The organism is Pseudoxanthomonas sp. Root65, from assembly GCF_001427635.1.
GTDB lineage: Bacteria > Pseudomonadota > Gammaproteobacteria > Xanthomonadales > Xanthomonadaceae > Pseudoxanthomonas_A.
In genome coordinates, this window is record NZ_LMHA01000003.1 from 440,298 (window position 1) to 463,708 (window position 23,411).

25 protein-coding genes are annotated in these 23,411 nt (G+C 67.5%); 10 read left to right on the forward strand and 15 right to left on the reverse strand.

The annotated features are described in order from the left end of the window. Positions 1-172: 172 nt before the first annotated feature. Positions 173-742, reverse strand: a complete 570-nt coding sequence (locus ASD77_RS16700) for a hypothetical protein (protein ID WP_156383704.1) — start codon at positions 740-742, stop codon at positions 173-175. Further along, positions 726-1,580: a hypothetical protein gene (locus ASD77_RS16705; RefSeq protein WP_055944574.1), complete on the reverse strand. Its 855-nt coding sequence runs from the start codon at positions 1,578-1,580 to the stop codon at positions 726-728. The genes ASD77_RS16700 and ASD77_RS16705 overlap by 17 nt, the downstream gene beginning before the upstream one ends. A 165-nt stretch (positions 1,581-1,745) precedes the next feature. Here ASD77_RS16705 and ASD77_RS16710 point away from each other — a divergent pair, with 165 nt between their 5' ends. Then, the gene (locus ASD77_RS16710) at positions 1,746-2,156 is read left to right on the forward strand and encodes a hypothetical protein (RefSeq protein ID WP_082563419.1); all 411 of its coding nucleotides are present in this window, start codon (positions 1,746-1,748) and stop codon (positions 2,154-2,156) included. Positions 2,157-2,226: 70 nt separating this feature from the next. Here ASD77_RS16710 and ASD77_RS16715 read toward each other — a convergent pair whose 3' ends face one another. Next, positions 2,227-2,634, reverse strand: coding sequence for a GFA family protein (locus tag ASD77_RS16715; protein WP_055944580.1), 408 nt, complete (start codon positions 2,632-2,634; stop codon positions 2,227-2,229). 72 nt (positions 2,635-2,706) lie between these two features. On the opposite strand from ASD77_RS16715, the gene ASD77_RS16720 reads away from it, so the two are divergent. Beyond that, positions 2,707-3,672, forward strand: a complete 966-nt coding sequence (locus ASD77_RS16720) for a YafY family protein (protein WP_200947421.1) — start codon at positions 2,707-2,709, stop codon at positions 3,670-3,672. A 139-nt stretch (positions 3,673-3,811) separates the two neighbouring features. On the opposite strand, the gene ASD77_RS16725 is transcribed toward ASD77_RS16720, so the two are convergent. Further along, complete coding sequence (locus ASD77_RS16725; protein ID WP_055944586.1) at positions 3,812-4,438, reverse strand: TetR/AcrR family transcriptional regulator; 627 nt, start codon at positions 4,436-4,438, stop codon at positions 3,812-3,814. A 7-nt stretch (positions 4,439-4,445) separates the two neighbouring features. Further along, the gene (locus ASD77_RS16730) at positions 4,446-4,703 is read right to left on the reverse strand and encodes an acyl-CoA-binding protein (protein WP_055944589.1); all 258 of its coding nucleotides are present in this window, start codon (positions 4,701-4,703) and stop codon (positions 4,446-4,448) included. Between the two features lie 151 nt (positions 4,704-4,854). Between ASD77_RS16730 and ASD77_RS16735 the strand changes: the two genes are divergently transcribed. Continuing rightward, positions 4,855-6,843 carry an SDR family oxidoreductase gene (locus ASD77_RS16735; RefSeq protein ID WP_055944592.1) on the forward strand — a complete coding sequence of 663 codons (1,989 nt, stop codon included), beginning with the start codon at positions 4,855-4,857 and terminating at the stop codon, positions 6,841-6,843. 52 nt (positions 6,844-6,895) lie between these two features. Continuing rightward, positions 6,896-7,477, forward strand: a complete 582-nt coding sequence (locus ASD77_RS18250; RefSeq protein WP_156383705.1) for a hypothetical protein — start codon at positions 6,896-6,898, stop codon at positions 7,475-7,477. Between the two features lie 22 nt (positions 7,478-7,499). Here ASD77_RS18250 and ASD77_RS16740 read toward each other — a convergent pair whose 3' ends face one another. The 4 genes from ASD77_RS16740 to ASD77_RS16755 all read right to left on the reverse strand — a co-directional run bounded on the left by ASD77_RS16740 (position 7,500) and on the right by ASD77_RS16755 (position 11,107). After that, a complete protein-coding gene (locus ASD77_RS16740; protein WP_055944595.1) occupies positions 7,500-7,928 on the reverse strand; it encodes a group II truncated hemoglobin in 429 nt (142 codons plus the stop codon). An 81-nt stretch (positions 7,929-8,009) separates the two neighbouring features. After that, positions 8,010-8,963 carry a restriction endonuclease gene (locus ASD77_RS16745; RefSeq protein ID WP_055944598.1) on the reverse strand — a complete coding sequence of 318 codons (954 nt, stop codon included), beginning with the start codon at positions 8,961-8,963 and terminating at the stop codon, positions 8,010-8,012. Positions 8,964-9,204: 241 nt separating this feature from the next. Continuing rightward, positions 9,205-9,768: a phasin family protein gene (locus ASD77_RS16750; protein ID WP_055944601.1), complete on the reverse strand. Its 564-nt coding sequence runs from the start codon at positions 9,766-9,768 to the stop codon at positions 9,205-9,207. A 94-nt stretch (positions 9,769-9,862) separates the two neighbouring features. Next, positions 9,863-11,107, reverse strand: a complete 1,245-nt coding sequence (locus ASD77_RS16755; protein WP_055944604.1) for a patatin-like phospholipase family protein — start codon at positions 11,105-11,107, stop codon at positions 9,863-9,865. An 87-nt stretch (positions 11,108-11,194) separates the two neighbouring features. Between ASD77_RS16755 and ASD77_RS16760 the strand changes: the two genes are divergently transcribed. After that, on the forward strand, positions 11,195-11,911 hold the full coding sequence (locus ASD77_RS16760) for a hypothetical protein (RefSeq protein ID WP_055945098.1): 717 nt from the start codon (positions 11,195-11,197) through the stop codon (positions 11,909-11,911). Positions 11,912-11,914: 3 nt separating this feature from the next. Here the strand turns inward: ASD77_RS16760 and ASD77_RS16765 are convergent, their stop codons facing one another. Continuing rightward, positions 11,915-12,190, reverse strand: a complete 276-nt coding sequence (locus ASD77_RS16765) for a polyhydroxyalkanoic acid system family protein (RefSeq protein WP_055944607.1) — start codon at positions 12,188-12,190, stop codon at positions 11,915-11,917. Between the two features lie 99 nt (positions 12,191-12,289). Here ASD77_RS16765 and ASD77_RS16770 point away from each other — a divergent pair, with 99 nt between their 5' ends. Beyond that, positions 12,290-13,093 (forward strand): FHA domain-containing protein, encoded by an 804-nt coding sequence (locus tag ASD77_RS16770; RefSeq protein WP_055944609.1) that lies wholly within the window; start codon positions 12,290-12,292, stop codon positions 13,091-13,093. On the opposite strand, the gene msrQ is transcribed toward ASD77_RS16770, so the two are convergent. Both msrQ and msrP read right to left on the reverse strand, forming a co-directional pair. Further along, positions 13,062-13,691, reverse strand: coding sequence for a protein-methionine-sulfoxide reductase heme-binding subunit MsrQ (msrQ, locus tag ASD77_RS16775; protein ID WP_055944612.1), 630 nt, complete (start codon positions 13,689-13,691; stop codon positions 13,062-13,064). The two genes, ASD77_RS16770 and msrQ, sit on opposite strands and share 32 nt — an antisense overlap. A gap of 482 nt (positions 13,692-14,173) precedes the next feature. Then, positions 14,174-15,142 (reverse strand): protein-methionine-sulfoxide reductase catalytic subunit MsrP, encoded by a 969-nt coding sequence (gene msrP / locus ASD77_RS16780; RefSeq protein WP_055944616.1) that lies wholly within the window; start codon positions 15,140-15,142, stop codon positions 14,174-14,176. A gap of 172 nt (positions 15,143-15,314) precedes the next feature. Here msrP and serC point away from each other — a divergent pair, with 172 nt between their 5' ends. The 3 genes from serC to aroA all read left to right on the forward strand — a co-directional run bounded on the left by serC (position 15,315) and on the right by aroA (position 19,170). After that, entirely contained in the window at positions 15,315-16,400 is a 1,086-nt protein-coding gene (gene serC / locus ASD77_RS16785) for a phosphoserine transaminase (RefSeq protein WP_055944619.1), read from the forward strand. Between the two features lie 115 nt (positions 16,401-16,515). Beyond that, positions 16,516-17,667 carry a prephenate dehydratase gene (gene pheA / locus ASD77_RS16790; RefSeq protein WP_055944622.1) on the forward strand — a complete coding sequence of 384 codons (1,152 nt, stop codon included), beginning with the start codon at positions 16,516-16,518 and terminating at the stop codon, positions 17,665-17,667. Positions 17,668-17,865: 198 nt separating this feature from the next. Continuing rightward, on the forward strand, positions 17,866-19,170 hold the full coding sequence (gene aroA / locus ASD77_RS16795) for a 3-phosphoshikimate 1-carboxyvinyltransferase (RefSeq protein ID WP_055944625.1): 1,305 nt from the start codon (positions 17,866-17,868) through the stop codon (positions 19,168-19,170). Between the two features lie 184 nt (positions 19,171-19,354). Here the strand turns inward: aroA and ASD77_RS16800 are convergent, their stop codons facing one another. Beyond that, complete coding sequence (locus tag ASD77_RS16800; RefSeq protein WP_055944628.1) at positions 19,355-19,912, reverse strand: energy transducer TonB; 558 nt, start codon at positions 19,910-19,912, stop codon at positions 19,355-19,357. 391 nt (positions 19,913-20,303) lie between these two features. Beyond that, a complete protein-coding gene (locus ASD77_RS16805) occupies positions 20,304-20,951 on the reverse strand; it encodes an energy transducer TonB (protein WP_055944631.1) in 648 nt (215 codons plus the stop codon). Positions 20,952-21,062: 111 nt separating this feature from the next. On the opposite strand from ASD77_RS16805, the gene serS reads away from it, so the two are divergent. Further along, complete coding sequence (gene serS / locus ASD77_RS16810; RefSeq protein ID WP_055944634.1) at positions 21,063-22,343, forward strand: serine--tRNA ligase; 1,281 nt, start codon at positions 21,063-21,065, stop codon at positions 22,341-22,343. 237 nt (positions 22,344-22,580) lie between these two features. Here the strand turns inward: serS and ASD77_RS16815 are convergent, their stop codons facing one another. Further along, positions 22,581-23,315 (reverse strand): DNA alkylation repair protein, encoded by a 735-nt coding sequence (locus ASD77_RS16815; RefSeq protein ID WP_082563393.1) that lies wholly within the window; start codon positions 23,313-23,315, stop codon positions 22,581-22,583. Between the last annotated feature and the right edge of the window lie 96 nt (positions 23,316-23,411).

Genomic DNA, 23,411 nt, shown 5'->3' on the forward strand with positions numbered 1-23,411 from the left:
GGATGACGAAAAGCGTGATGAAGGCCCTAAAGAAGGCGCGGAGGCTGCCGTTAAGGCCGCCCTTCGGGACACCGTGGCGCGCAAAGGTGCGTGCAGGCGCAGGCGAACGTCCGCGCGCGGCGTTATCGGTGGGATGAAAAAGCGGGCATGCGCACGACGCGCACGCGGGCGATCAGGGCGTTGGGCTGGCCGTGCGCCAGGCGTCGGCAGGATCGCTCAGCAGCGACACATCGCTCATGCGGTACTCGCAACCGACCAGGGAGCGTCCCTGCAGGCTGGGATGCTCGGCGGGGTAGACGACCAGCGCGTGTGCGTCGTCCAGCGCGCCGGCCAGCGGCGCGTCCTTGCTTTCTTCCAGCGCACGCTCCAGCTGAGCAGTGGCCTGTTCGATCGGACTGTTCACCAGCAGCAGCACGCGGTTGTCGGTGATGACGACCGCGTCGCTGCGATGCCCCCACGCCTGCACGGGATCCTGCAAGCGGTAGAGATCCATCATCGGCGCGCTGTACTGGCGTTCGGTCTGGACGAATTCCGTCGGGCGCTCGCGCCGCAGGCGCGTCAGCAGCGTCGGCAGGTGGGCGATCGACGTGCGGCAGGTGAGCGCATCGAGCAGCGTGTCCGTGGGGCCGGCGGTCGGCGCGGGGGCGGTGGCGACAACCGGTTGCGCGGACAACGCGAACGTCGTGCCGGTCAGCGACAGCGCCGCCAGCACGACGGGCAGGGACTTACTCGATCTGCGCATTCGCGTGGGCGGCATCCAGCGCTTCCATGGCGTCGCGCGGCTTCAGCTTGCCGGCCTTCTCGAACGAGGCGGCCGCGGCGTCTTCCTTCTTGTCGCCATGCAGAAGCAGCAGCACGTTGCCGTACTCGACGTGCGCGATGGGGGATTCCGGCGTCAGCTTGAGCGCGGTCTTGATGTGCGATTCGGCTTCGCCGGCCTTGGCGCCGTAGGTCAGGCCGCCGATCATCGCGCCGATCTTGTCGATGATCTCGGCGTGATAGAGCGCCAGCGCGGTATGCGCCTCGGCATGCTTGGGCTCGCGTTGCAGCGTGGCGTCCAGCGCCGCCCGCACCTTGCCGGCGATGCCCTGCTTGAGCGCCTTGGCGATGCTCAGGCCCTGGCTGTAGCGGCCCAGCGCGAAGGCGTGGCGGTAATGGCTGTTGGCTTCGTCCGGCAGGGCCTTGATCGCGGCCTCGGCCAGCTTGGCGGCCTGCTCGAAGCGCTTCAGCTGCTCGGCTTCGTCGTCCACCAGATAGGTAGCGTGGATGCCGATGGCCTTGACCGCGACGGAGGCGCCCAGCGGACCGAGCGCTTCACCGGCTTCGTAGGCGGCCTGGAAGTCGCCGCGATGGAAGGCGCGCCACGCGTCCTGCAGGCGCTGTGCCAGATCGGCGGGCTCCATTCCCTTCGCGGCTTTGCCGGCGGCGGCGATCAGCGCCTTGGCGCGCTTGTCGTCCGGCCAGGGCTCCTGATCGCCGGCGTGCAGGGCAGGCCAGGCTTTCTTCAATGCATCGCCAGCGTAGGCATAGGCTTTTGCATCGTGCGGAAACGGCGCCCACTTGGATGATTTTGCTGCCATCGATCGTCCCTCCCAGGAAGCGGCGAGCATCGCCGCGAACGCGGTCCACAGGCAACCCCTACGCATTCCGTCGCGCCAGCGGCCAATAGTGTGATTGCTCGACGCAGGCCAGACAGCATCCCATCATGGAAGCCGGCCACCGTGGCCGGCATGTGGACCGCCCCCATGGCCGCCAAGAAGACCACCCGCAAGACTCCCGAACCCACCCTGCGCCATGTCTGGCTCGCTGGCCTTGGCCTGATCGCCGTCGCGCGCCGCGGAGCGGTGACCGCCGCCAACGACGTCGCCGGCAGCCTTCACGCCGCCCGCCAGCAGGCGGAGACCCTGGCCAGCCAGGCCCAGCGTGACGTGCTGGATCGCCTGGCCGGCATCCGCGAGCAGGGCGAAGCCGGCGTTGAGCGCTTCAGCGCCGACGTCGAAGCGCGCCTGCAACCGGTGCTGGCCAAGCTGGGCCTGAAGACGCCGGCCCGCAAGCCGGCGGCCCGCACCCGCAAGAAGCCGGCCGCCAAGCGCACGCGCGCCGCCGCGCCGCGCAAGGTCGCGACCAAGCGCCCGGCCCGTCGCAGCCGCGCCTGAGCGCTCACGCCGCGTATCCATCAAAGAGAACGCCCCGGTTTGCCGGGGCGTTCTGTTATGTGACGCTCGATCAGAGATGCCGGGTGATGGCGGGCTCCGAGAACCAGTCGTTGTCGCGCCCGTTGGCATAGCGGATCGGGATTTCGGCCAGCGTGGCGGGCTCGACGTCATCGAGGCAGGCCAGGTTGACCGAGTAATAGCGCCCACCCAGCACCTCCAGCTCGCCGCGGCCGAACGACTTCACGCCGCAGTGCCTGCAGAACAGGTGTTCCACCATGCCCGTGCCGAACGGGTAGCGGGTCAGCGCGTCTTCGCCCTGCTGCAGACGGAAGGCCTCCGGCTTGACGATGGCGCCCCAGTAGCGGGTCTTCGAACAGATAGAGCAATTGCAGCGGCCGCTGCCGGCAGTCAGGTCGAGATCGGCCTCGTAGCGCACGGCCCCGCAATGGCAGCTTCCCTGGTAGGTCTGGACGGTCATGAGGCCTGGCTCCCGGCTGGATGATGGCGTCAGTGTGGTGGTTATCGAGGACAGAATCAGTCCTCAATAGGCGTGCATACTGACGCTATGCTCAGCACCTCCAACCGTCTTCTCCGCCTGCTCTCGCTGATGCAGTCGCGTCGCCACTGGACCGGCGCCGAACTGAGCCAGCGGTTGGAGGTCGACCGTCGAACCCTGCGTCGCGATGTCGAGCGGCTGCGCGAGCTCGGCTATCCCATCGACGCCTCGCCCGGACTGGGGGGCGGCTATCGGCTCGGCGCCGGCTCGGCGATGCCGCCGGTGCTGCTGGAAGACGATGAAGCGGTCGCCGTGGCGGTGGCGCTGCGCACGGCTGCGGCCAGCGTCGGCCGGATGGAGGACACGGCGCTGCGGCTGCTGTCGAAACTCGACCAGTGGTTGCCGGCACGGCTGCGCAAGCGCGCCAGCGCGTTGTATTCGGTCACGTTGTCGCTGGCCGGCGGCGTACCCACCTCCGACGTGGACGCGCTGCTGCGCATCGCCGGCGCCTGCCGTGATGGTTTCCGCCTGCGCATGCAGTACCGCGACCGCAGCCAGCGCGCCAGCGAGCGCCTGATCGAGCCGCTGCGCCTGGTCCATACCGGCAGTCGCTGGTATCTGGTGGCGTGGGACCTCAAGCGCGAGGACTGGCGGACCTTCCGCGTGGATCGCGTGCAATCGCTGCACGACACCGGCACGCAGTTCCCGCCGCGCGAGTTTCCCGGCGACGTGGCCGACTACGTGGCCAAGTCGATCACCCAGCCGTTCACCCGCTACCAGGTCAGGCTGCGTCTGCCCGGATCGATCGAAGACCAGGCCGCGCGTGTGCCCACGTGGTGCGGCATCCTCGAAGCCGGCGATGCGCAGCACTGCCTGCTGGAGCTCGGCGCCGAATCGCTCGATGGACTGCTGGCGTTGATGGCCCTGATCGGCCCGGACTTCGAGATCGTCGACGATCGCGGCCTGCTGCCGGAACTGCGTGCGGCATCGGCCCGGCTGGGCGATGCGCTGGCCGCCTGAGCTCGGCCTACTGGGCATTCACCGGTCCGCGTAGAGCGGAGCTTGCTCCGCTGCTGTTCGTTTCCCGAGCCACCGATGCCGTCCGGCGTCGAGCAAGCTCGACGCTACGCGGTAGGGCACAGGCAACGATGGGGCGGCGTCAGACGGTATACGCCTGCGTCAGCGTATTCAGGTGCACGCGTTCCGCGTCGCGCAGGAACGGCGCCACCAGCATCATCACCTGCACGATTCCCTGGCGGATGGCGGCCTGTTCGTCCTTTTCGCCGCGCGTGGCCGCGTAGTTCAGCCAGAACGTGGAAATCACCAGCACGTTGGTGGCGGTGGCGGCCAGCTCCGCCGCCGACGCGCGCATCACGCCGGCGTGGCCCATGCCGCGCATCACCGCGTGCGCACTGTCGTCGGCGCGCTTGAGGATGCGGGCGAAGCGCAGTCGCAAGCGACGGTTGCGACTGAGGATCTCGACCAGGTCGCGATACAGGAACCGGTAGTCCCAGATGCACTCGAACACCAGGTGCAACTGCAGCCAGATGTCCTCCAGCCCGGGCAGCCGGTCGGTGGGCGGCGTCAGGGCCGCGTCCATGCGCTCTTCGTACCGCGCGAAGAGCTGCTCGATGATGTCGTCCTTGTTGCGGAAGTGGTAATACAGATTGCCCGGGCTGATCTCCAGCTCGTCGGCGATGTGGTTGGTCGTTACATGAGGCTCGCCCTGTGAGTTGAACATCGCCAGGGCGGCATCGAGGATACGCTGGCGGGTGTCGCGCGCCACGTGCGTCTCAGGCCAGCAACTTCTTCACCAGGTCCACGTATTTCTTCTGCGCATCCTCCTGGGCGGTGCCCTTGAGCTTGGCCCAGGCTTCGTACTTGGCGGTGCCGACGAAGTCGAAGAAACCGGGCTTGTCGCCTTTCACATCACCTTCCGCACCCTGTTTGTACAGCCCGTACAGGCGTAGCAGGGTGTCGTTGTCCGGGCGCTCCGACAGCGTCTGGATGTCCTTGGATGCCTGCTCGAACGCGTTCTTCAGATCTGCCATGGATGATCCCTCCCAGTGATCGGGGCCATCACACCACGGGTGGTGGGGGCGGTCAATCCGTGACGGGATTGTCGAATCTGGGCCGCTCTGGCAAGTTAGCCCGCAGGGCGGTCGGAGGGGCTTGCCCACACAACTCGAGGATTGGGTCGTCATGAGCTATTTCGTCACGGGCGCCACGGGATTCATTGGCCGCTATCTGGTCGGCAACCTCCTCAAGCGCAGCGGGACGGTCCATGTGCTGGTCCGCAAGGACTCGCAGAAGAAGTTCGACGCCATCGCCAAGAAGGCCGGCTGGGACATGAAGCGCGTGTCCGTGGTGCATGGCGACATGACCAAGCCCAAGTGCGGCCTGACACCGGCGCAGTTGCGCGCACTGGGCGGCAAGGTGAAGCATTTCTTCCACCTGGCCGCCGTCTACGACCTGACCGCCACCCGCGAAGCGCAGCAGGCCGCCAACATCGACGGCACCCAGCATGCGCTGGACCTGGCCGCCGCGCTGAAGGCCGGCTGCTTCCACCACACCAGCTCCATCGCCGCCGCCGGTCTGTATCCGGGCATCTTCCGCGAGGACATGTTCGAGGAAGCCGAGGGCCTGGACGATCCCTACCTGCGCACCAAGCACGATTCCGAGGGCCTGGTCCGCGCCGAGACGCGCACCAAGTGGCGCATCTACCGTCCCGGCATGGTGGTGGGCCACTCGAAGACCGGCGAGATCGACAAGATCGACGGTCCGTACTACTTCTTCACCCTGATCAAGAAACTGCGCGAACTGCTGCCGCCGTGGATGCCCGTGCTCGGCATCGAGGGCGGGCGCATCAACATCGTGCCGGTGGATTTCGTGGCCGATGCGATGGACCACATCGCGCACAAGCCGAAGCTCGACGGCCATACCTTCCACCTGACCGATCCGGAACCGATGCGCGTGGGTGAAGTGCTGAACACCTTCGCCCGTGCCGGCCACGCACCCGAAATGACCATGCGCCTGGATGCGCGCATGTTCGCCTTCGTGCCCGGCGGCATCCGCACGGCGGTCGGCAACCTGCCGCCGGTGCGGCGCTTCATCGGCATGCTGCTGCGCGATTTCAAGATCCCGAAGGAGGTGCTGAAGTTCATCACCTATCCCACGCGCTTCGACAGCCGCGAGACCGAGCGTGCGCTGAAGGGCACCGGCATCGCCGTGCCACGGCTGGAGGACTATGCCTGGCGCCTGTGGGACTACTGGGAGCGCCACCTCGATCCGGACCTGTTCGTCGACCGCACGCTGAAGGGCAAGGTGCGCAACAAGGTCGTCGTCATCACCGGCGGTTCGTCCGGCATCGGCCTGTCCACCGCGCAGCGCGTGGCGGAAGCCGGCGCGACCACCATCATCGTGGCGCGCGGCGAAGAGGAACTGTTCAAGGCCCGCGACGACATGAAGAAGGCGGGCGGCAAGGTGTTCGCGTATACCGCCGACCTGGCCGACATGGCCGACTGCGACCGGCTGGTGAAGACGGTGCTGGACGAGCACGGGCATGTCGACATCCTGATCAACAACGCGGGGCGCTCGATCCGCCGTTCCATCGAGGCGAGCTACGACCGCTTCCATGATTTCGAGCGCACGATGCAGCTGAACTATTTCGGCAGCATCCGCCTGATCATGGGCTTCCTGCCGAAGATGACCGAGCGCCGCAAGGGTCACATCATCAACATCAGTTCGATCGGCGTGCTGGCCAATTCGCCGCGTTTTTCGGCGTATGTGGCATCGAAGGCGGCGCTGGACGCGTTCAGCCGCTGCGCGCAGGGCGAACTGTCGGGCAAGGGCATCAGCTTCACCACCATCAACATGCCGCTGGTGAAGACGCCGATGATCGCGCCCACCAAGATGTACGACAGCGTGCCGACGCTGTCGCCGGAGGAAGCGGCCGACCTGCTGGTCAAGGCGATCATCGAGAAGCCGAGCCGCATCGCCACCCGCCTGGGCATCTTCGCCGCGCTGATCAATGCGGTCGCGCCGAAGGCCTACGAAGTGGTGATGAACACGGCCTTCGAGCTGTTCCCGGATTCGGCCGCCGCCAAGGGCGACCGCAAGGCGCTGAAGGAATCAGCGCCCAGCCAGGAGCAGATCGCGTTTGCGTCGCTGATGCGGGGTGTGCACTGGTAGGCGGGGTGGCATCATGGTCGTGGGCCAAAGAGTATTAAAGCTCGCGAGCTGTATGGCTGTGCTGGTCGCGGTACTTCTTCTTGGGTTTTACGTTTACCGAGCTACTCAGAGTCGGCAGCTGAGTCAGCAGCTAGCAATCGAATCGCAGGCCATTGGTTCGGGTGAGGGTGTTCGCACGTTGCGCGACATCATGGGCTTAGCGCCGATGCGGCTTGACTGCACTCCAGGAGAGCTGCTGATTTCGATGGCATACCTCAGATGCGATGTTGGAGGAAGCATCCAAGCGCGCATCCAGCCTGCTGGATTGGCAACTTATGAAGGGGCTGAGAGCAGCGGCTATATATTGAATGGCGTCTACAGGGCACGGTACACACAGCGACTTTCTGCGTTACAGCGTGAACAATTGAGGCTATTGGTCCGCAAGTGGCCGAAGTTCGATCCGGAAATGGAAGCGTCTCGCATGCTTCTCCTGAGCCGCAAGAACGCGATGCTAGTCTGTGAGGATGGGCGACTGTACGGTATCCCTGCTATGCGTGATCTGCGTGGGGTCGAGCCGAAAGAAGAGCTCTTTCAGGTTCTTGAGGTCGCGCCGGCAAGAGATCCGGATGCTCGTGAGATTGTCTGCTTTCACTGAAGACAGCGAAGCAAGCTCCGCTCTACGCATCCTGGGTGTCCGCCCACCGTAGTGGCACCGCCTGCAGGTTCCGCATATGCAGCGCCAGCGGTTCGATCCTCGACCACAGGAACTCGCGCAGTTCCGCGTCTTCGATCGTCTCGACCATCGCGCCATGGAAGCAGGCCAGCCAGCCGCTGGCTTCCTCCATGCCGATCCGGAAGGGCAGGTGGCGGGCGCGCAGCATCGGGGCGCCGTGCTTCTGCGTGAACAACGGCGGCCCGCCGAGCCAGCCACTGAGGAACTCGAACAGCTTCTGCTCGCTGCCGTCGAGGGAGATCGGATGCTGCGCGCGCACCGCGGCGGCTTCCGGCAACGTGTCCATCAGCGCATACATGCGCTGGGTCATCCGGCGCAGGCCGGCTTCGCCGCCGATGCGGGCGTAAGGCGTGGGAGCAGCTGGATCGTTCATCGGATCGGGAGGTGGGGCGACGGCGGCAGGATCATCCTGCAGCGCTGCCCCGGTGCACAGCGACGGAGTGTCGCGGCGGCATCACATCGTCTTGCACTGGCGCCAGCGCACCGGCTCGCTGCTGCCCGGCGGCGGATTGAGCTGTACGCGGCTCGCGCGGAGGGCGGGGTAGCGTTCCAGCTCCAGACAGATCCACGGCCAGATCTCCTTCTCGCTGGCCGTGCGGTCGACGCTCAGTGTCAGCTTGGTCTGCCAGACGCCGCGGGTGATGCCGGGTGTCTTCGACAGCGCCTTGAGGACATCGCGCATCTGCGCTTCCAGTTCTTCCTGGGTGGGTTCGCGGAAGCTTTCCTGCGGAACGGCGGGCGTCGCCGGTGCCGCCGCCGGGGCAGGGCGTGCCATGGTGGCGGCAGAGGCGGGTTCTGCGTCCTCGCGGACCGTGGGGTAGGCGTTCGACCAGACGGCCATCGCCAACGCGCCCAGGGTCACCGCGCCCAGCCATGAGATGCCCGTATGGCGCTTGGCGCGGCTGGTGGCGTAGTGGGCGATCTGCTCACGCAGGGCGGGCTCGATCAGGAAACGCACTTCCGGCCACAGGCGGGGGCCGTCGAGCAGTTCGATGCTGGTGCCCTGCGCGGCGTCGCGACCTTCCTTCTCGACCTTGCCTTCGGTGGCAAGGATGCCGCCACGTGCGGCGCCCAGGCGGATGCTGGCCGCCAGCTCCTGTACCGGTGCCGCGGCGATGCGGTAGGCCGAACCATGCTTGCAGGACAGCAACCAGCGTTCTTCGCCCCGGGCGAGCACGAAGGTCGACTGCGGTTCGCGCGAATCCTGCTGGTCCGGCGTCGCCTCCACCAGGCCCCGGCGTTCCATCGCGGCCAGCACGAGCTTGGAAAATTCGCGCCAGCGCAGTCCGGACAGTGCGTGCAGTCCATACGACATTTCGTCGTGGGGGCGGCGGATCAGCCAGAGATAAACCGTGGCGGCGGTGCCGCTCACAATGGTGACGGCCAAGCCGATGAGCCAGATGGACATGCGTCGCGGATGCGTTGTTGTTATTAGACCCGCGATTCTACCGGGCCGCCCCTGTACGTGTCTGTGTTCGATGGGAACAGGGGGGCGGCAGGCCGAGGAAGCGCCCGCCAGTCCGAAGCCGTAAGGGGAGGGGAGCAAACGAACTTCGATGGACTGGCGGGCGGAATGATTGTTACGTCATTCGATGTTGCCGCGCAACAAATTTTTATTCAGAAAAGCGCTTGAAAAACCGTGTGCAACCTTATGGTGCAGCCTTCTTGCGCGGTGCACGTTTCGCGGGCGTTTTCTTCGCTGCGGGCGTCGATTTCTTGACGCTGGCGGCCTTGCGCGGACGCGCGGTGCGGGCCGTCTTGGCCGCCGGCGCACCGCCGAGCTTGCGCAGTTCGGCATTCAGCGCATCCACGCGATCGATCAGTGCGGAGAGATCCTCGCGGCTGGGGACTTCCAGACGGCGCAGGGCACGGTGCACGCGCTCCTCGAAGACCTTCTCCAGGCGGTCCCAGGTATCTGAGGCGCGCTCGCGCGCCTGGCCGACCGTGGTCTCGACCGCGTCACGCATGGCCTGGGCCTTGCCGCCGGCGGCCTTGCGCGTGAGGTGTTCCAGTGACAGGCCTTCCTTCACCAGCGTTTCGAACAGCTTGGTGCCTTCGGCCTGCGCCCGCCCGAAGGCACCCACGCCGGCCAGCCACACCTGCTGCGCCGATTCGCCCAGGCGCTTGGACATCTGTTCGGCCTGCGCCTGCAGGTCCTCGTTCTTGGAAGCGGAAGCGGTCTTCTTGCGTGCGGATTTCTTCAGCGTGGCCATGGCGTTCCGTCGTTGGATGAAGGGGTGAGTGCGGGCCAGAATCGACGCCGCGTCTAGAGTTTTCACACCAGCCGGTGAGGCCGCCGTGAGCGGATCACGTGCGGCGGGCGGCCCGGCGGCGCGATACCAACTGGTCCACGTCGTCCAGCGCGCGACGCAGTCGGGCGGTGGTTTCGGTCATGCGCGGCATGACGTCCAGCCCATCGAGGATGGAACGGTGGCGGTCGTTGACGATGTCCTCGTTGTAGCGGATGCCGTGCGCGGCCAGCATCGGCTTGAGCACCGCGGCGCGCTTGCGCAGGTCCGCCAGCGTGTTGCGGTAGGCCAGTTGGCAGACGCGGTGGCGCGAGGAGAAGCTGAAGAGGTTGGTGAAGAACAGCTCGCTGTCGTCGGCGTTGGGCTCGAACACCAACTGGTCGATGTCCGGGTAACGGTGCGGATACTTTTCCATGCCGATCTGCATGCGCGACTGCAGCAGCGTGCGCAGCGTCTGCGACAGCACGGCCGGCAGTCCGCCGCTGGCCAGCCCGACCTGTTCGGCCTCGTCCGCCTGCGGCGTGGCCTGGTTGGCATCGAACGGCACCAGCGGGTTGATGCCGATCATCAGGTCGATGCCGCGGTCCAGTACCGTGCTCGCATGCATCGTGCGGCGCAGGGCGCCGTCGAGGAAATGCCGGCCGCCTATCTCCACCGGCGGGTACAGGCCGGGCAGTGCGGAACTGGCCTGCACGGCGCGCGAGATGGGAATGTCGTCCCAGCCTTCCTCGCCGAAGCGCACCGTCTCGCCGCTGTCCAGGTCCACCGCCACCACGAACAGGTCGGCGTCCAGCGTGCGGAAATCGTTGCTGCGGCCGCGCCGGTTGAAGATGTCGCGCAGGAAGCGCTCCACTTCCTCGTTGTCGAAGATGCCGGTGGGCACCAGACCGCCGAAGCGCAGGAACAGGTCCGACCAGCGCGTGGCGCGGCGGGGATTGCGCATCAGCCGCGACAGCCAGTCGGCATACAGCCCCGGCAGGGTGGCCGCCCGCCGCAGGTATTCGCCCACATTGGGTCGCAGGAAGGTCTCGGGACGGAATTCGGCATCGTCGCTGGTGCCGGTGATGAAGATGCGGCACATCTCGGCCGTGCCCATCCGGTTGGCCAGTCCGGCAGCCAGGAAAGCCCCCGAGCTGACGCCCACGTAGCAATCCATCCGGGTCAGGTCCAGACCGTCCAGCGCTTCATCCAGCGCACGCAGTGCGCCCAGTTCGTACATCCCGCCGATGGGTCCGCCGCCGGCGATGGCCAGCCCGATCTTGCCGTTGTGGCCCCGTTGCCGCGCGCTGTGGATCGAAAGCATGTACTACCCGTGGTGACCTTGCCGCCCGAGTGTAGCCGACCGGTCGCCGGGTTGCGGTGGTCGCACCCGGTCCGGATCATGGCGACCATGGCCCGAGCAAATCCGTTGATAGAACGCGTGGGCAGGCGCCTGGCCTGGCACCAGGCCGCGCACGACCCCGACCACGAGCCGCGCAACCGGCTGCGCTGGCTGCCCGAGGTCCGGCGCTGGCAGGCGGCGCGGCTGGAAGCCAGCTTCGCGCATTTCCTGAACGACCCGAAGCGGCGCGCGGCGGCGATGTTCTTCCTCACCGACGTCTACGGCGACCACGACTTCAGCGGGCGCGACGCCAACGTCGCCAAGGTGATGCCGATGATGCAGCGCCTGCTGCCCGGTGCCGTATTGGAAACCGTCGCCCATGGCATCGAACTGGGCGTGCTGACCCATGCCCTGGACATGCGCATGGCCGAGGCGCTGCACCGGCTGGCGCCGAACCGCCGCAAGCTGGACGCCGACCTGTACGGCAAGGCCTATCGTGAGGTGGGCCTGCCGCGCCTGCGCGGGCACCAGATCGACCTGATCGCGGAGGTCGGTGTGGGCCTGGCGCGGGCGGTGAAGACGCCGGGCGTGGCCACGCTGCTCAAGCTGTCGCGCGGACCGGCCAAGGCGACCGGTCTGGGCGAGCTGCAGGGATTCCTGGAGCGGGGTTTCGCTGCCTTCGCCGCCCTTGGCGATGGCAAGGCGTTCGTGCGCGACATCGAGCGTGCGGAACGTGCGGTATCGCGCCGGCTGTTCGCCTCCGACCCGGATCCGTTCCGCGACTGAGCCCTAGTCGAACTTCTCGCTCAGCACCCGGCGGATCTCGGCTTCGATCGGCCCCTTCATCGCCGAGAGCAGGAAGCCCAGGTTGGCGGTGACCCGCAGCTTGTCGGCGAGCAGGGCGATGGTGCCGTCCACGCCGGAGCGGCTGAATTTCAGCGTGTCGCCGTCCCAGCCGTACTCCATGTCGAAGCGCTCGGCCAGTTTCTTGGCCACGCCTTCGACGGCCTTGCGCGCCTGCGCGGGCGTCTTGGAATGCGGGTGCTGGATATCGATGCTGGCCATGCGCGGGCTCCGGTGACGGGCCGCCATTCTGCGCGGCGACGCGTGAAGATGCCAAGCCGGGGCTGCCGGTCCCACGCCAACCTGCTAGGCTCCCGTCGCGTGCAGAACCTCAGACTTCATTTCAGCAACCGCCCCGCGCCGGACCGGCCGCTCACCACCGGTGTGCACCGCATCGTGCGCGAGGCCACCGGCACGATCGGCGTCGGGGACGCCCTGCAGGGCGCGCTGCTCGCGCAGATCTGCGTGGACCGGCGTGGCCTGTGGCTGCAGGTGGCGAACGGCATGCGTGGCGTGCACATCAATGGCCGCCCGGTCAGGCGCATGGCGGTGTTGCGGCCCGGCGACGCGGTGTTCGTGGAAGGCGTGGAATTGCTGCTGCAATCCGGCTACGCATCGGCGGCCGACCTGCGCGACAGTGATGCCGGCCAGGGCGACATGCGGGTGGTCCTGCGTGGCCTGGGCGGCAAGTACCACGGCAAGAGCGTGTCGCTGGAGCAGCCGCGCGTGGTGGGCCGCGCCCGCGATGCCCACATCCGCATCGACGACCCCGGCTTCGCCGAACGGCATGCGCGCCTGGAGCTGCGCGGCGAGCGCGTGCTGCTGCGCGATCTGGGATCGGTGGAGGGGACGCGGGTGAACGGCGTGCCCGTGCGTGACGCATTGCTGGTGGCCGGCGACCAGATCGTGTTCGATGCCCAGCATCGCTTCGTGCTCGAAGTGCCGTGGGCGCCCAGCGCGAAACTGGAGGATGCCGCCCCGATGGACGACGCCGGCACCACGCCCGTAGACGGCGCCACGCCGACCCGGCCGGCCTCGTCGATGCTGCGCTGGCCCTGGCTGTTGCTGGCGGCGCTGCTGATGGCGGGCGCGCTCAGCGCGCTGCTGCTGTTCGGCGCGGGCTGAACTTCTTCCAGACACGCCAGCCGAGCAGGACCGCCAGGATGGCGGCATACAGCAGCGGCTCGCGGATGTCCGACTTCACCAGCCACCAGAAGTGCAGCACCGCCAGCACGCCGATGGCGTAGACGAGTTTGTGCAACTGGCCCCAGCGGCGGCCGAGCCGGCGCATCCAGCCCTGCGTCGAGGTGATGGCCAGCGGCACCAGCAGCAGCCAGGCGGCGAAACCGACGGTGATGTAGGGCCGCTTGACGATCTCCTCGAAGATCTGCGTCCAGTAGCCGCGCAGGTCCAGGCCCAGATACACGGCCAAGTGCAGGCTGGCGTAGAAGAACGCGTACAGCCCCAGCATGCGCCGGAAGCGCAGCAGCACGGACTGCCCGGTCAGCTGGCGCAACGGCGTGATGGCCAGCGCGATCATCAGCATCCGCAGCGCCCACAGCCCGGTGCGATGCTCGATTTCCGCCACCGGATCGGCCCCCAGCGCATCGCTGCCGTGCTGCCAGACGTCGTAGAACTGACAGGCCAGGATGGCCAGCGGGGTCAGCGCAAGCGCATGGACCAGGGTCTTGGCGGCGATCAGGCGCGGGGAGGTCTTGGGCATGCGGGATGGGATCGGTGTCGGTATCGGAAAGGGATGATGTCAGGAGAGGGACGACGTCGGCGGCTGCGGGTCCGGGTGCCGAGGGTGGTGGCCCCGTCCCAGCGCCCTTCGTGCCGAACCCGTCGAGAAGCCGTCCGTGGTGAGCCGTCGAGGAGCCGTTCGTGGTGAGCCTGTCGAGGCTCCGTGCCGGGTGAGCCTGTCGAGGTCCCGTTCGTGGTGAGCTTGTCGAGGTCCCGTTCGTGGTGAGCTTGTCGAACCACGCTCTTGGCGGAAAGCCTGAGCGTCGGCCTCGAAAAGCGTGGTTCGACAGGCTCACCACGAGCGGAATGGGAAATCATCACGCAATGAGTTGAAGCTCACCACGAACGGAGTGGGCGCTCACCCCTGCCATACCCGGGTGACAGGGCACCCCACGCGGACCGCGAACGGCGTTGCCATGCCACCCCCCGCACAGCCGCAGCACGCGTTCTCCGGACGCGCGCTCAATACCACTTCTTCAGGTCCATGCCGGTGTACAGCGACGCCACCTGGTCGGCATAGCCGTTGAACGCACGCGTGGGGATGCGTTCGGCGAACAGCTTGCTCTGCGTGCCGGCGATGCGCCGCTCGGTCTTCTGGCTCCAGCGCGGATGGTCGACGTTCGGATTGACGTTGGAGAAGAACCCGTACTCCGAGGGCTGCAGGTCGTGCCAGGCGGTCTCGGGCATCTTCTCGACGAACTTGATCTCCACGATCGACTTGATGCTCTTGAAGCCGTACTTCCACGGCACCACCAGCCGCAGCGGCGCACCGTTCTGTTGCGGCAGCGGCTTGCCGTACAGGCCGGTCGCCAGCAGGGTCAGCGGATGCATGGCCTCGTCGATGCGCAGGCCTTCGCGGTAGGGCCAGTTGATCGAGCGGTAACGCACCCCCGGCATCTGCACCGGATCGGCTAGCGTGGTGAAGGCCACGTACTTGGCCTTGGACGTGGGCTGGAACTTCTTCAACACGTCGCCCAGCGGCACGCCCAGCCACGGGATCACCATCGACCAGCCCTCCACGCAGCGCAGGCGGTAGATGCGCTCCTCGGGCGTGAGCCCCTTGATCAGGTCCTCCAGCGCGATCTTGCCGGGCTTGGCGCATTCGCCGCCCACCACCACCGACCACGGCGAGGTCTTCAGGGTCTTGCGCGCGTTGGACGGGTCGGCCTTGCCGGTGCCGAACTCGTAGAAGTTGTTGTACGTGCTGACATCCTCGAACCGGGTCAGCGTCTCGGTGGTGCGGAAGCCGGACCGCGCCTGTTCCGGCGTCACCGTGATCTTCGGCGGCGGCGGGGGTTCGGCCTCGGCGCAACCGGCCAAGGCCAGTGCGGGTGCGGCGGCGAAGGCCTGCAGCAGGCGGCGACGCTCCAGATAGACACGCTCGTCGGTGACGTGGGAGGCGGGAATCCGCAGGACATCGCGCAAGGACATGGAAGGGTTTCCTCGGAGGGCGGTGGTTCGACCCGGGCATGCGGCATTGGTTCACCGGCCGGGCGCATACAAGGTAGTACGCCAGCGATGAAGAAAAGGATGCGCCCGGCGCTGGTTGCCCCTGCAACTGATGCGCTGCGGCATACTACGGCCCTTCTTGTTCAGGTGCCCCATGACGCGCGCGTTCAACTTCAGTGCCGGCCCGGCGACGTTGCCCGAATCCGTCCTGCGGCAGGCCCAGGCCGAGATGCTCGACTGGAACGGCATCGGCGCGTCCATCGTGGAGATCAGCCACCGCAGCCAGGATTTCATCGCGGTGGCGGCACAGGCCGAGGCCGACCTGCGCGCGCTCGTCGGCATTCCCGATGACTACGCGGTGCTGTTCCTCTCCGGTGGCGCGACCACCCACCAGGCCCTGCTGGCGCTGAATTTCGCGGCGCCCGGCCAGGTGGTCGACTACGTGGTGACCGGCCACTGGGGCAAGACCGCGATCAAGCAGGCCAAGCCGTACTGCACCGTCAACATCGCCGCGGATGGCGAAGCCGGCGGCTTCCACGACATTCCCGCGCGCGACAGCTGGCGGCTCACGCCGGGCGCGGCCTACGTCCACATCACCGCCAACGAGACCATCCACGGCGTGGAGTTCCGCGATACACCGGACGTCGGCGACGTGCCGCTGTTCGCCGATTTCAGTTCCTCCATCGCCTCCGAGCCGCTGGATGTGTCGAAGTACGGCGTGATCTACGCAGGCGCGCAGAAGAACCTGGGCCCGGTCGGCGTGGCGGTGGTCATCATCCGCAAGGACCTGTTCGCGCGCAGCGGCCAGCCGCGCGCGGACATCTTCGACTACCGCTCGCACGCCGAACGCGACTCCATGCTCAACACGCCGCCGACCTGGAACTGGTATCTGGCCGGCCTGGTGTTCAAGTGGATGCTGGCCGAGGGCGGGGTGGCCGAGTTCGCCCGCCGCAACGCCGTCAAGTCGTCGCTGGTCTACAGCGCCATCGACGCCTCGGGCGGTTTCTACCGCAACGACGTGGCGGCGGCCGCGCGGTCGCGGATGAACATCCCGTTCTTCCTGCCGGACGACACCCTGACCGCGCGCTTCGTGGCCGAATCCAAATCGGTCGGCCTGCTGGCACTGAAAGGCCACAAGGCGGTCGGCGGCATCCGTGCCTCGCTGTACAACGCGATGCCGGTGGAAGGCGCGCAGGCGCTGGTGGAGTTCATGCGCGATTTCCAGCAGCGCAACGGATGAAGCATCCCTCTCGATCCGGTGTGGGAGCGACGTAAGTCGCGATGAAGCGTTACCGGTAAATCTTCGCGACTTACGTCGCTCCCACAGGGATGCGACCGGATTACGGAAAAACCCGATGGCCTCCAAACCCAGCAAGAAACCCGCAAAGCCCGCCGGCGGCAAGAGAACCGACGTCACTACCCCCGCCGCGCCCGCCCTCTCCGACGTCCGCGCCAAGATCGACGGCATCGACCGCCAGATCCAGTCGCTGATCGCCGAGCGCGCGCGCTTCGCCCACCAGGTCGGCAAGGCCAAAGGCAAGCTCGCCGCCGCGGTCGACTACTACCGGCCCGAGCGCGAGGCGCAGGTGCTGCGGATGGTCGTGGACCGCAACGAAGGCCCACTCAGCGATGAAGTGCTGGTGCACGTCTTCCGCGAGATCATGTCCGCCTGCCTGGCCCAGCAGGAGCCGTTGAAGATCGGCTACCTCGGTCCGGAAGGCACCTTCAGCCAGCAGGCCGTGCTCAAGCACTTCGGCCGCTCGGCGCATGGGCTGCCGCTGGCCAGCATCGAGGAAGTGTTCCAGGAAGTGGCCAGCGGCAATGCCGATTTCGGCGTGGTGCCGGTGGAGAACTCGGGGCAGGGCACCATCCAGATCACGCTGGACATGTTCCTGACCTCGGACCTGAAGATCTGCGGCGAAGTCGAACTGCGCGTGCACCAGTTCCTGATGTCGCGCAGCGGACGTATCGACGACATCGAGCGCATCTACGCACACCCGCAGTCCTTCGCGCAGACGGCCGGCTGGCTGCGTGCGAACCTGCCGAAGGTGGAGAAGGTGCCGGTATCGAGCAACGCCGAGGGCGCGCGCCGCGCGCGCGGCAACGATGATGCGGCGGCCATCGGCGGCGAGAGCGCCGCGCACGTATACGGCCTGAAGAAGGTCGTCATGAGCCCGATCCAGGACGACAAGGACAACACCACGCGCTTCCTGGTGATCGGCCGCAGCCTGTTCCCGCCGTCCGGCCACGACCGCACCTCGGTGCTGGTCTTCATCCACGACAAGCCAGGCGCCCTGTTCGACGTGCTCAGCCCGTTCGCGCGCCACGGCATCAGCATGAACCGCATCGAATCGCGCCCGTCGCACCACGCCAAGTGGGAGTACGGCTTCTTCATCGACCTGGCCGGCCATATCGACGACGACGCGATGAAGCTGGCCCTGGCCGAACTGAAACAACACTCGGCGCAGATCAAGGTGCTGGGGTCGTATCCGGTTGCGGTGCCTTGAAAGCCGTCACGAACCCCGTCCGGTCTTGGTATCGCTTTATTCGTCATCCCGGCGAAAGCCGGGATCCACGTTGACGTTGCCTTTTGCCGGACCAGCAAGATCAAGATGGATCCCGGCTTTCGCCGGGATGACGGCAACCTCCCGTCCTACGTCCAGACGTCCGCTTCCTTCTATCCTCGCAAGACGCAACGAGCTCCCATGACCCAGCACTGGATCGCCTCCACCGGCCGCGCCTTGCGCGGCACCCTCGACATCCCCGGCGACAAGTCGGTGTCGCATCGCGCGGTGATGTTCGCCGCGCTGGCCGATGGCGTATCGACCATCGACGGCTTTCTCGAAGGCGAGGACACCCGCGCCACGGCCGCCATTTTTTCGCGCCTGGGCGTGCGTATCGAGACCCCCTCGCCGTCGCGTCGCATCGTGCATGGCGTCGGCGTGGACGGCCTGAAGGGCGCGGATGGCGAGCTGGACTGCGGTAACGCCGGCACCGGCATGCGCCTGCTGGCCGGGCTGCTGGCGGCGCAACCGTTCGACAGCGTGCTGGTCGGCGATGCGTCCCTCTCCAAGCGGCCGATGCGCCGCGTGACCGGCCCACTGTCGACGATGGGCGCACGCATCGATACGGAAGAGGGTGGTCTGCCGCCGCTGCGCATCCATGGCGGCCAGGCGCTCACCGGCATCGACTACACGCTGGAAGTCGCCAGCGCGCAGGTGAAGTCGGCCGTGCTGCTGGCCGGCCTGTACGCGCAGGGCGAGACCGTCGTGCGTGAGCCGCATCCCACCCGCGATTACACCGAGCGCATGCTCAAGGCCTTCGGCGTGGACATCGATTTCTCCCCCGGCGTTGCGCGGCTGCGTGGCGGCCAGCGGTTGAAAGCGACGGACATCGCGGTGCCGGCGGACTTCTCGTCGGCGGCGTTCTTCCTGGTTGCGGCCAGCATCATCCCGGGCTCCGAGCTGCGCCTGCGCGCGGTCGGCCTCAACCCGCGCCGCACCGGCCTGCTGCAGGCCCTGCGGCTGATGGGTGCTGACATTCGCGAGGAGAACGCCAGCGAGCATGGCGGCGAGCCGGTCGCGGACCTCGTGGTGCGACATGCGCCGCTGCGTGGCATCGCCGTGCCCGAGGCGCTGGTGCCGGACATGATCGACGAGTTCCCGACGCTGTTCGTCGCGGCGGCGGCCGCTGAAGGTCCCACGGTCGTCAGTGGCGCCGCGGAATTGCGGGTGAAGGAATCCGACCGTCTCGCCGCCATGGCAAATGGACTACGTGCCTTGGGGCTGCGCATCGACGAAACCCCGGATGGCGCGACGATCTTCCCCGGCGAGCTGAAGGGTGGGGTGGTGGACAGCCATGGCGACCACCGCATCGCGATGGCGTTCTCGATTGCGGGTCAGCTCGCAAAGGGCGAGGTGCGCATCGGCGATGTCGCCAACGTGGCCACCTCGTTCCCGAACTACGACGGGCTGGCCACGGGGGCGGGGTTCGGGCTGCGCAACGCCTGAGGCCTCACGAAACTGGGTGTGGGAGCGACGTAAGTCGCGATGAAGGGTCCTGAATGCATCATCGCGACTCACGTCGCTCCCACAACAGCCGCTAGCAACTCGCGCCGCATCCACAAAAAAGGGGGCGCCTGCCCGCGCCCCCTTTCCTTTCCTCGTCAGCTCCGTGTCGGGAGCGGTGCCGTGCTTAGATCGGCGTGAAGTCCACCGGCACCTTCACGCTGGTGGCGACGGCCTTGCCATTGCGCATGGCCGGCTCGAAGCGCCACTGGCGCACGGCGGTCAGCGCGGCACGGTCCAGATCGCGTTCGCCGCTGCGCTCGACCACGCGAACCTCGATCGGATTGCCGTTGGCGTCCACCTCGGCCAGCACGACCACCGTGCCACCCACGCCGGCCCGCAGCATCGAGGCCGGGTACTTCGGCTCGGTGTTGGTCGCGAGCGGGCGTGCATCGCGGCTGATCGGCGCCGGGCGCGTGGCGACACGCTCGGCGCGTTCGCGGTTGGTGGCGGCGCGCTCGCCTGCCGGCGCGGCGGGCGCCGCATCGCCGATCACGGCTCCCGGCACGGTTGCCACCGGGGCCTCAGCCGGCGCACGCGACTGGCTCCACCAGATCAGGCCGCCCGCCGTGACCGCAAAAGCGAGCAGCGTCAGCAGGACGGGGGACGTGGTGCGGCGCGGTTCGACCGTGCTGTCTTCGACGGTGTCCGGGGCGCGGTATTCGTTGTTCGTGGGCATCGACATATGAACCTCCGTTTCGCGTTGTGGGTTCCGCGTTGGAACGGTGCCGAGTCTTTGCGCGAGGATGTTTGCGATGCGTGATCGAGTGATGAAGCGCGCCGGTTTGAGTTCAGCTAATGAAACACGCGTTCATCGGTGTGCAAGGCGCGTGCATGGGCGGAGCCTTTCAGCACTGCGGCCAAACATATCGCGTATCGGAAGCTCCGACACAAGCCTCCGTTCGTGGTGAGCCTGTCGAACCACTCTGGCGCTGATGTGCGCCGTCGTGGCGTTTGGAGCTTGCGCGAAGAGCGTGGTTCGACAGGCTCACCACGAACGGATCTCTAGCGGCGCCGAAAGTCAGGTGGCGTCGTGGCGGCGCCCACGCTGCATCCTGCGCCGTGCCGACGTCGCATCACCGCATCTTGAAATCGATCGGCACCGTCACCGCGCCGGGGACCGGCTGGCCATCGCGCTGCGCCGGCTGGAAACGCCACTGGCGCACGGCGGCGACGGCCGCACGGTCCAGGTCGCGCGAGCCGCTGCGCTCGGCGACGTCGACGGAGGTGGGCACGCCATCTGCGCCCACTTCCACGCGCACCATCACCGTGCCCTGGTCGCCATTGCGCATCGCGGCGGCCGGATATTCGGGGGCGGGGGTCTGGCCGGGGATCGGCACCGGCACATCGCCCGGGGCCAGCGGAACGGTAGCGGAGGGCGCCGGGGCATCGCCGGGCGTGGCGGGCAGCGGGGTTTCGGCGACCGGTACCGGCATCGGCTTTTCTTCCACCAGTTGTGGACGCTCCTCGGCCGCGGGGCGCGGCGCCGGTTCGTCCATGCCGCTGGCGCCGGTGCCGGTGGACAGCGGCTCGGGCAGCGCTTCGATCGGCAGCGCCTTGCCCGGCGCGGCGGCCTCGGGGGTATAGAAGCCGTCGTCGCGGCCGAGCCACCACACGATCAGGAACAGCAGCAGGCCGATGCCGAAGGCGATGGCGGCGTTGCGCAGGGCGGTGCGGGGCAGGCGGAAGGTGAAGTGCGGGTCGTGCGGTTGCTGGGCCGACATGGGGATCACCGGTGGAATCGCGCCGATTCTTGCACAGCAGGGGTTAACCGCGCGGGCAGCCGGTCGCAGATGGGCGATAATGCCGGCCTCCCACGCCAGACTGCTGTTTCCATGCTCGATCCTGTCCTGCTCCGCACCCAGCCCGCCGAACTCGCCCAGCGCCTCAAGCAGACCCGCAACTTCGATCTGGACGTGTCCCGCATCGCCGACCTGGAAGCTGCCCGCAAGCAGCTGCAGAAGCGTACCGAGGAGCTGCAGAACCTGCGCAACACCCGTTCCAAGGCGATCGGCCAGGCCAAGGCCAAGGGCGAAGACGTGTCCGCGCTGATGGCCGAAGTGGCCGGCTTCGGCGACGAGCTGAAGGCCTCGGAAGTGAAGCTGGACGAGATCCGCAGCGAGATCGAAACCATCGCCCTGGGCATTCCCAACCTGCCGCACGCCAGCGTCCCGGTCGGCCAGGACGAAGCCGACAACGTCGAACAGCACCGCTGGGGCACGCCGCGCACGTTCGACTTCGCGGTCAAGGACCATGTGGAACTCGGCGCCCGCCACGGCTGGCTCGACGCCGACACCGCCGCCAAGCTCTCCGGCGCCCGCTTCACCGTGCTGCGCGGCCAGCTGGCCCGCCTGCACCGCGCGCTCGCGCAGTTCATGCTGGACCTGCACACCAACGAACACGGTTACGAAGAGACCAGCGTACCGGTGATCGTCAACGCCGATTCGATGCGCGGCACCGGCCAGCTGCCGAAGTTCGAGGAAGACCTGTTCGCCACCCAGTTGGGCGAGCACACGCGCTACCTCATCCCGACCTCGGAAGTGCCGCTGACCAACATCGTCCGCGACGAGATTCTCGACGACGCCCGCCTGCCGCTGCGCATGACGGCGCATTCCATGTGCTTCCGCTCTGAAGCCGGCAGCGGTGGCCGGGACGTGCGCGGCATGATCCGCCAGCACCAGTTCGAGAAAGTGGAACTCGTCTCGATCGCGCGCCCGTCCGAAAGCTACGACGAGCAGGAGCGCATGACCCGCGCCGCCGAAACCGTGCTGGAGAAGCTGGGCCTGCCGTACCGCCGCATGCTGCTATGCACCGGCGACATGGGCTTCGGCGCCACCAAGACCTTCGACCTGGAAGTCTGGCTGCCGTCGCAGGCCATGTACCGCGAGATCTCCTCGTGCTCCAACTGCGAGGACTTCCAGGCCCGGCGCATGCAGGCCCGCTGGCGCAACCCCGCCACCGGCAAGCCCGAACCAGTGCACACGCTCAACGGCTCCGGCACCGCCGTCGGCCGCGCGCTGATCGCGGTGATGGAGAACTACCAGAACGAAGACGGCTCGATCACCGTGCCCGAAGCGCTGCGGCCGTACATGGGCGGGGCCGAGCGGATCGCTTGAATCGTCGTTTCTTCACGCCAGCGGAGAGTCCGCATTGAATCCTTCTCCCCGCGAGCGGGGAGAAGGTGCCCGGAGGGCGGATGAGGGGCAGCCTTTCGCGCGTTTTCCTCCATCGCGTTTTGTTTGTCGAATGTGATCGAGCGTTGACCGCCAGCGACGCTCGCAGGATGCTGCCTCCGTTCGCCCCTCACCCGCCCGTTGGGCACCCTCTCCCCGCTGCGCAGGGAGAGGGGAGTGTCAAGTCTTTTTCGCGCGCCCCTTGCCCGACGTCGCCACCTTGGCGCGCACCAGCGGGCGAGTGAGGTCGCGCAGGGCGTCCTTGCCGATCCAGCGCCGCGTCGCATCGTCGGAGGCGGCCAGTCGCGTGGCCAGCGCGAGCGCTTCCGCATGCAGCGCGGCATTGCGGTGGCCGATGGCCCGCAGCGCCCAGCTCACGCCCTTGCTGACGAAGTTGCGCGCGTCGTCCGCCGCAGCCTCGACCAGCCCCAGCCCCTCGAGGAAGGGCGCATCGCCGGTCCGTCTGTCGTGCACGGCCAGTCCGGCGAGCAGCGCGAACGCCGCGCGTTTCTGGAACTCATCGCGCTTGCGTGCCCACGCCACGACACGCGTCCACGCGTGCGGGCTGCGGTCGAACAGGTGCAGGCACATCGTGTCGCAGACCGCCCAGTTGTCGAACGCACGGCACCAGCGGTCCATCCGGGTCGTCGTCAGCTGGGCGGGGTCGGCAACGAAGGCCGCCAGCAGGCGCGCCTCGTAGATCCCGCTGTCCCACAGCGGCTGCGCCAGCGCGTGCCGGCGCCCGATGCGCTTGCCCAGCGCCTGGATATCGCGCATGGGCACGCCCAGCGCATGGGTGTCGGGAATGCCGTAGCGTGCCAGCCCGCCCCGGTGTGCGGGGCTGGCGGCGGCGTGCAGCAGGGCGATCGCCTGCGCGGCGTCGATCTGTTCCGGGGCGGCTTTCCGGGCGGGCATCGGCGGATCACGGTGACGAGTGCCGGCAGCATACCGGTGCCGCCTTGTCATTCCGACGCGCGCGCGGCGGGCGTCGCGCCTCGGGCAGTCGCGCGA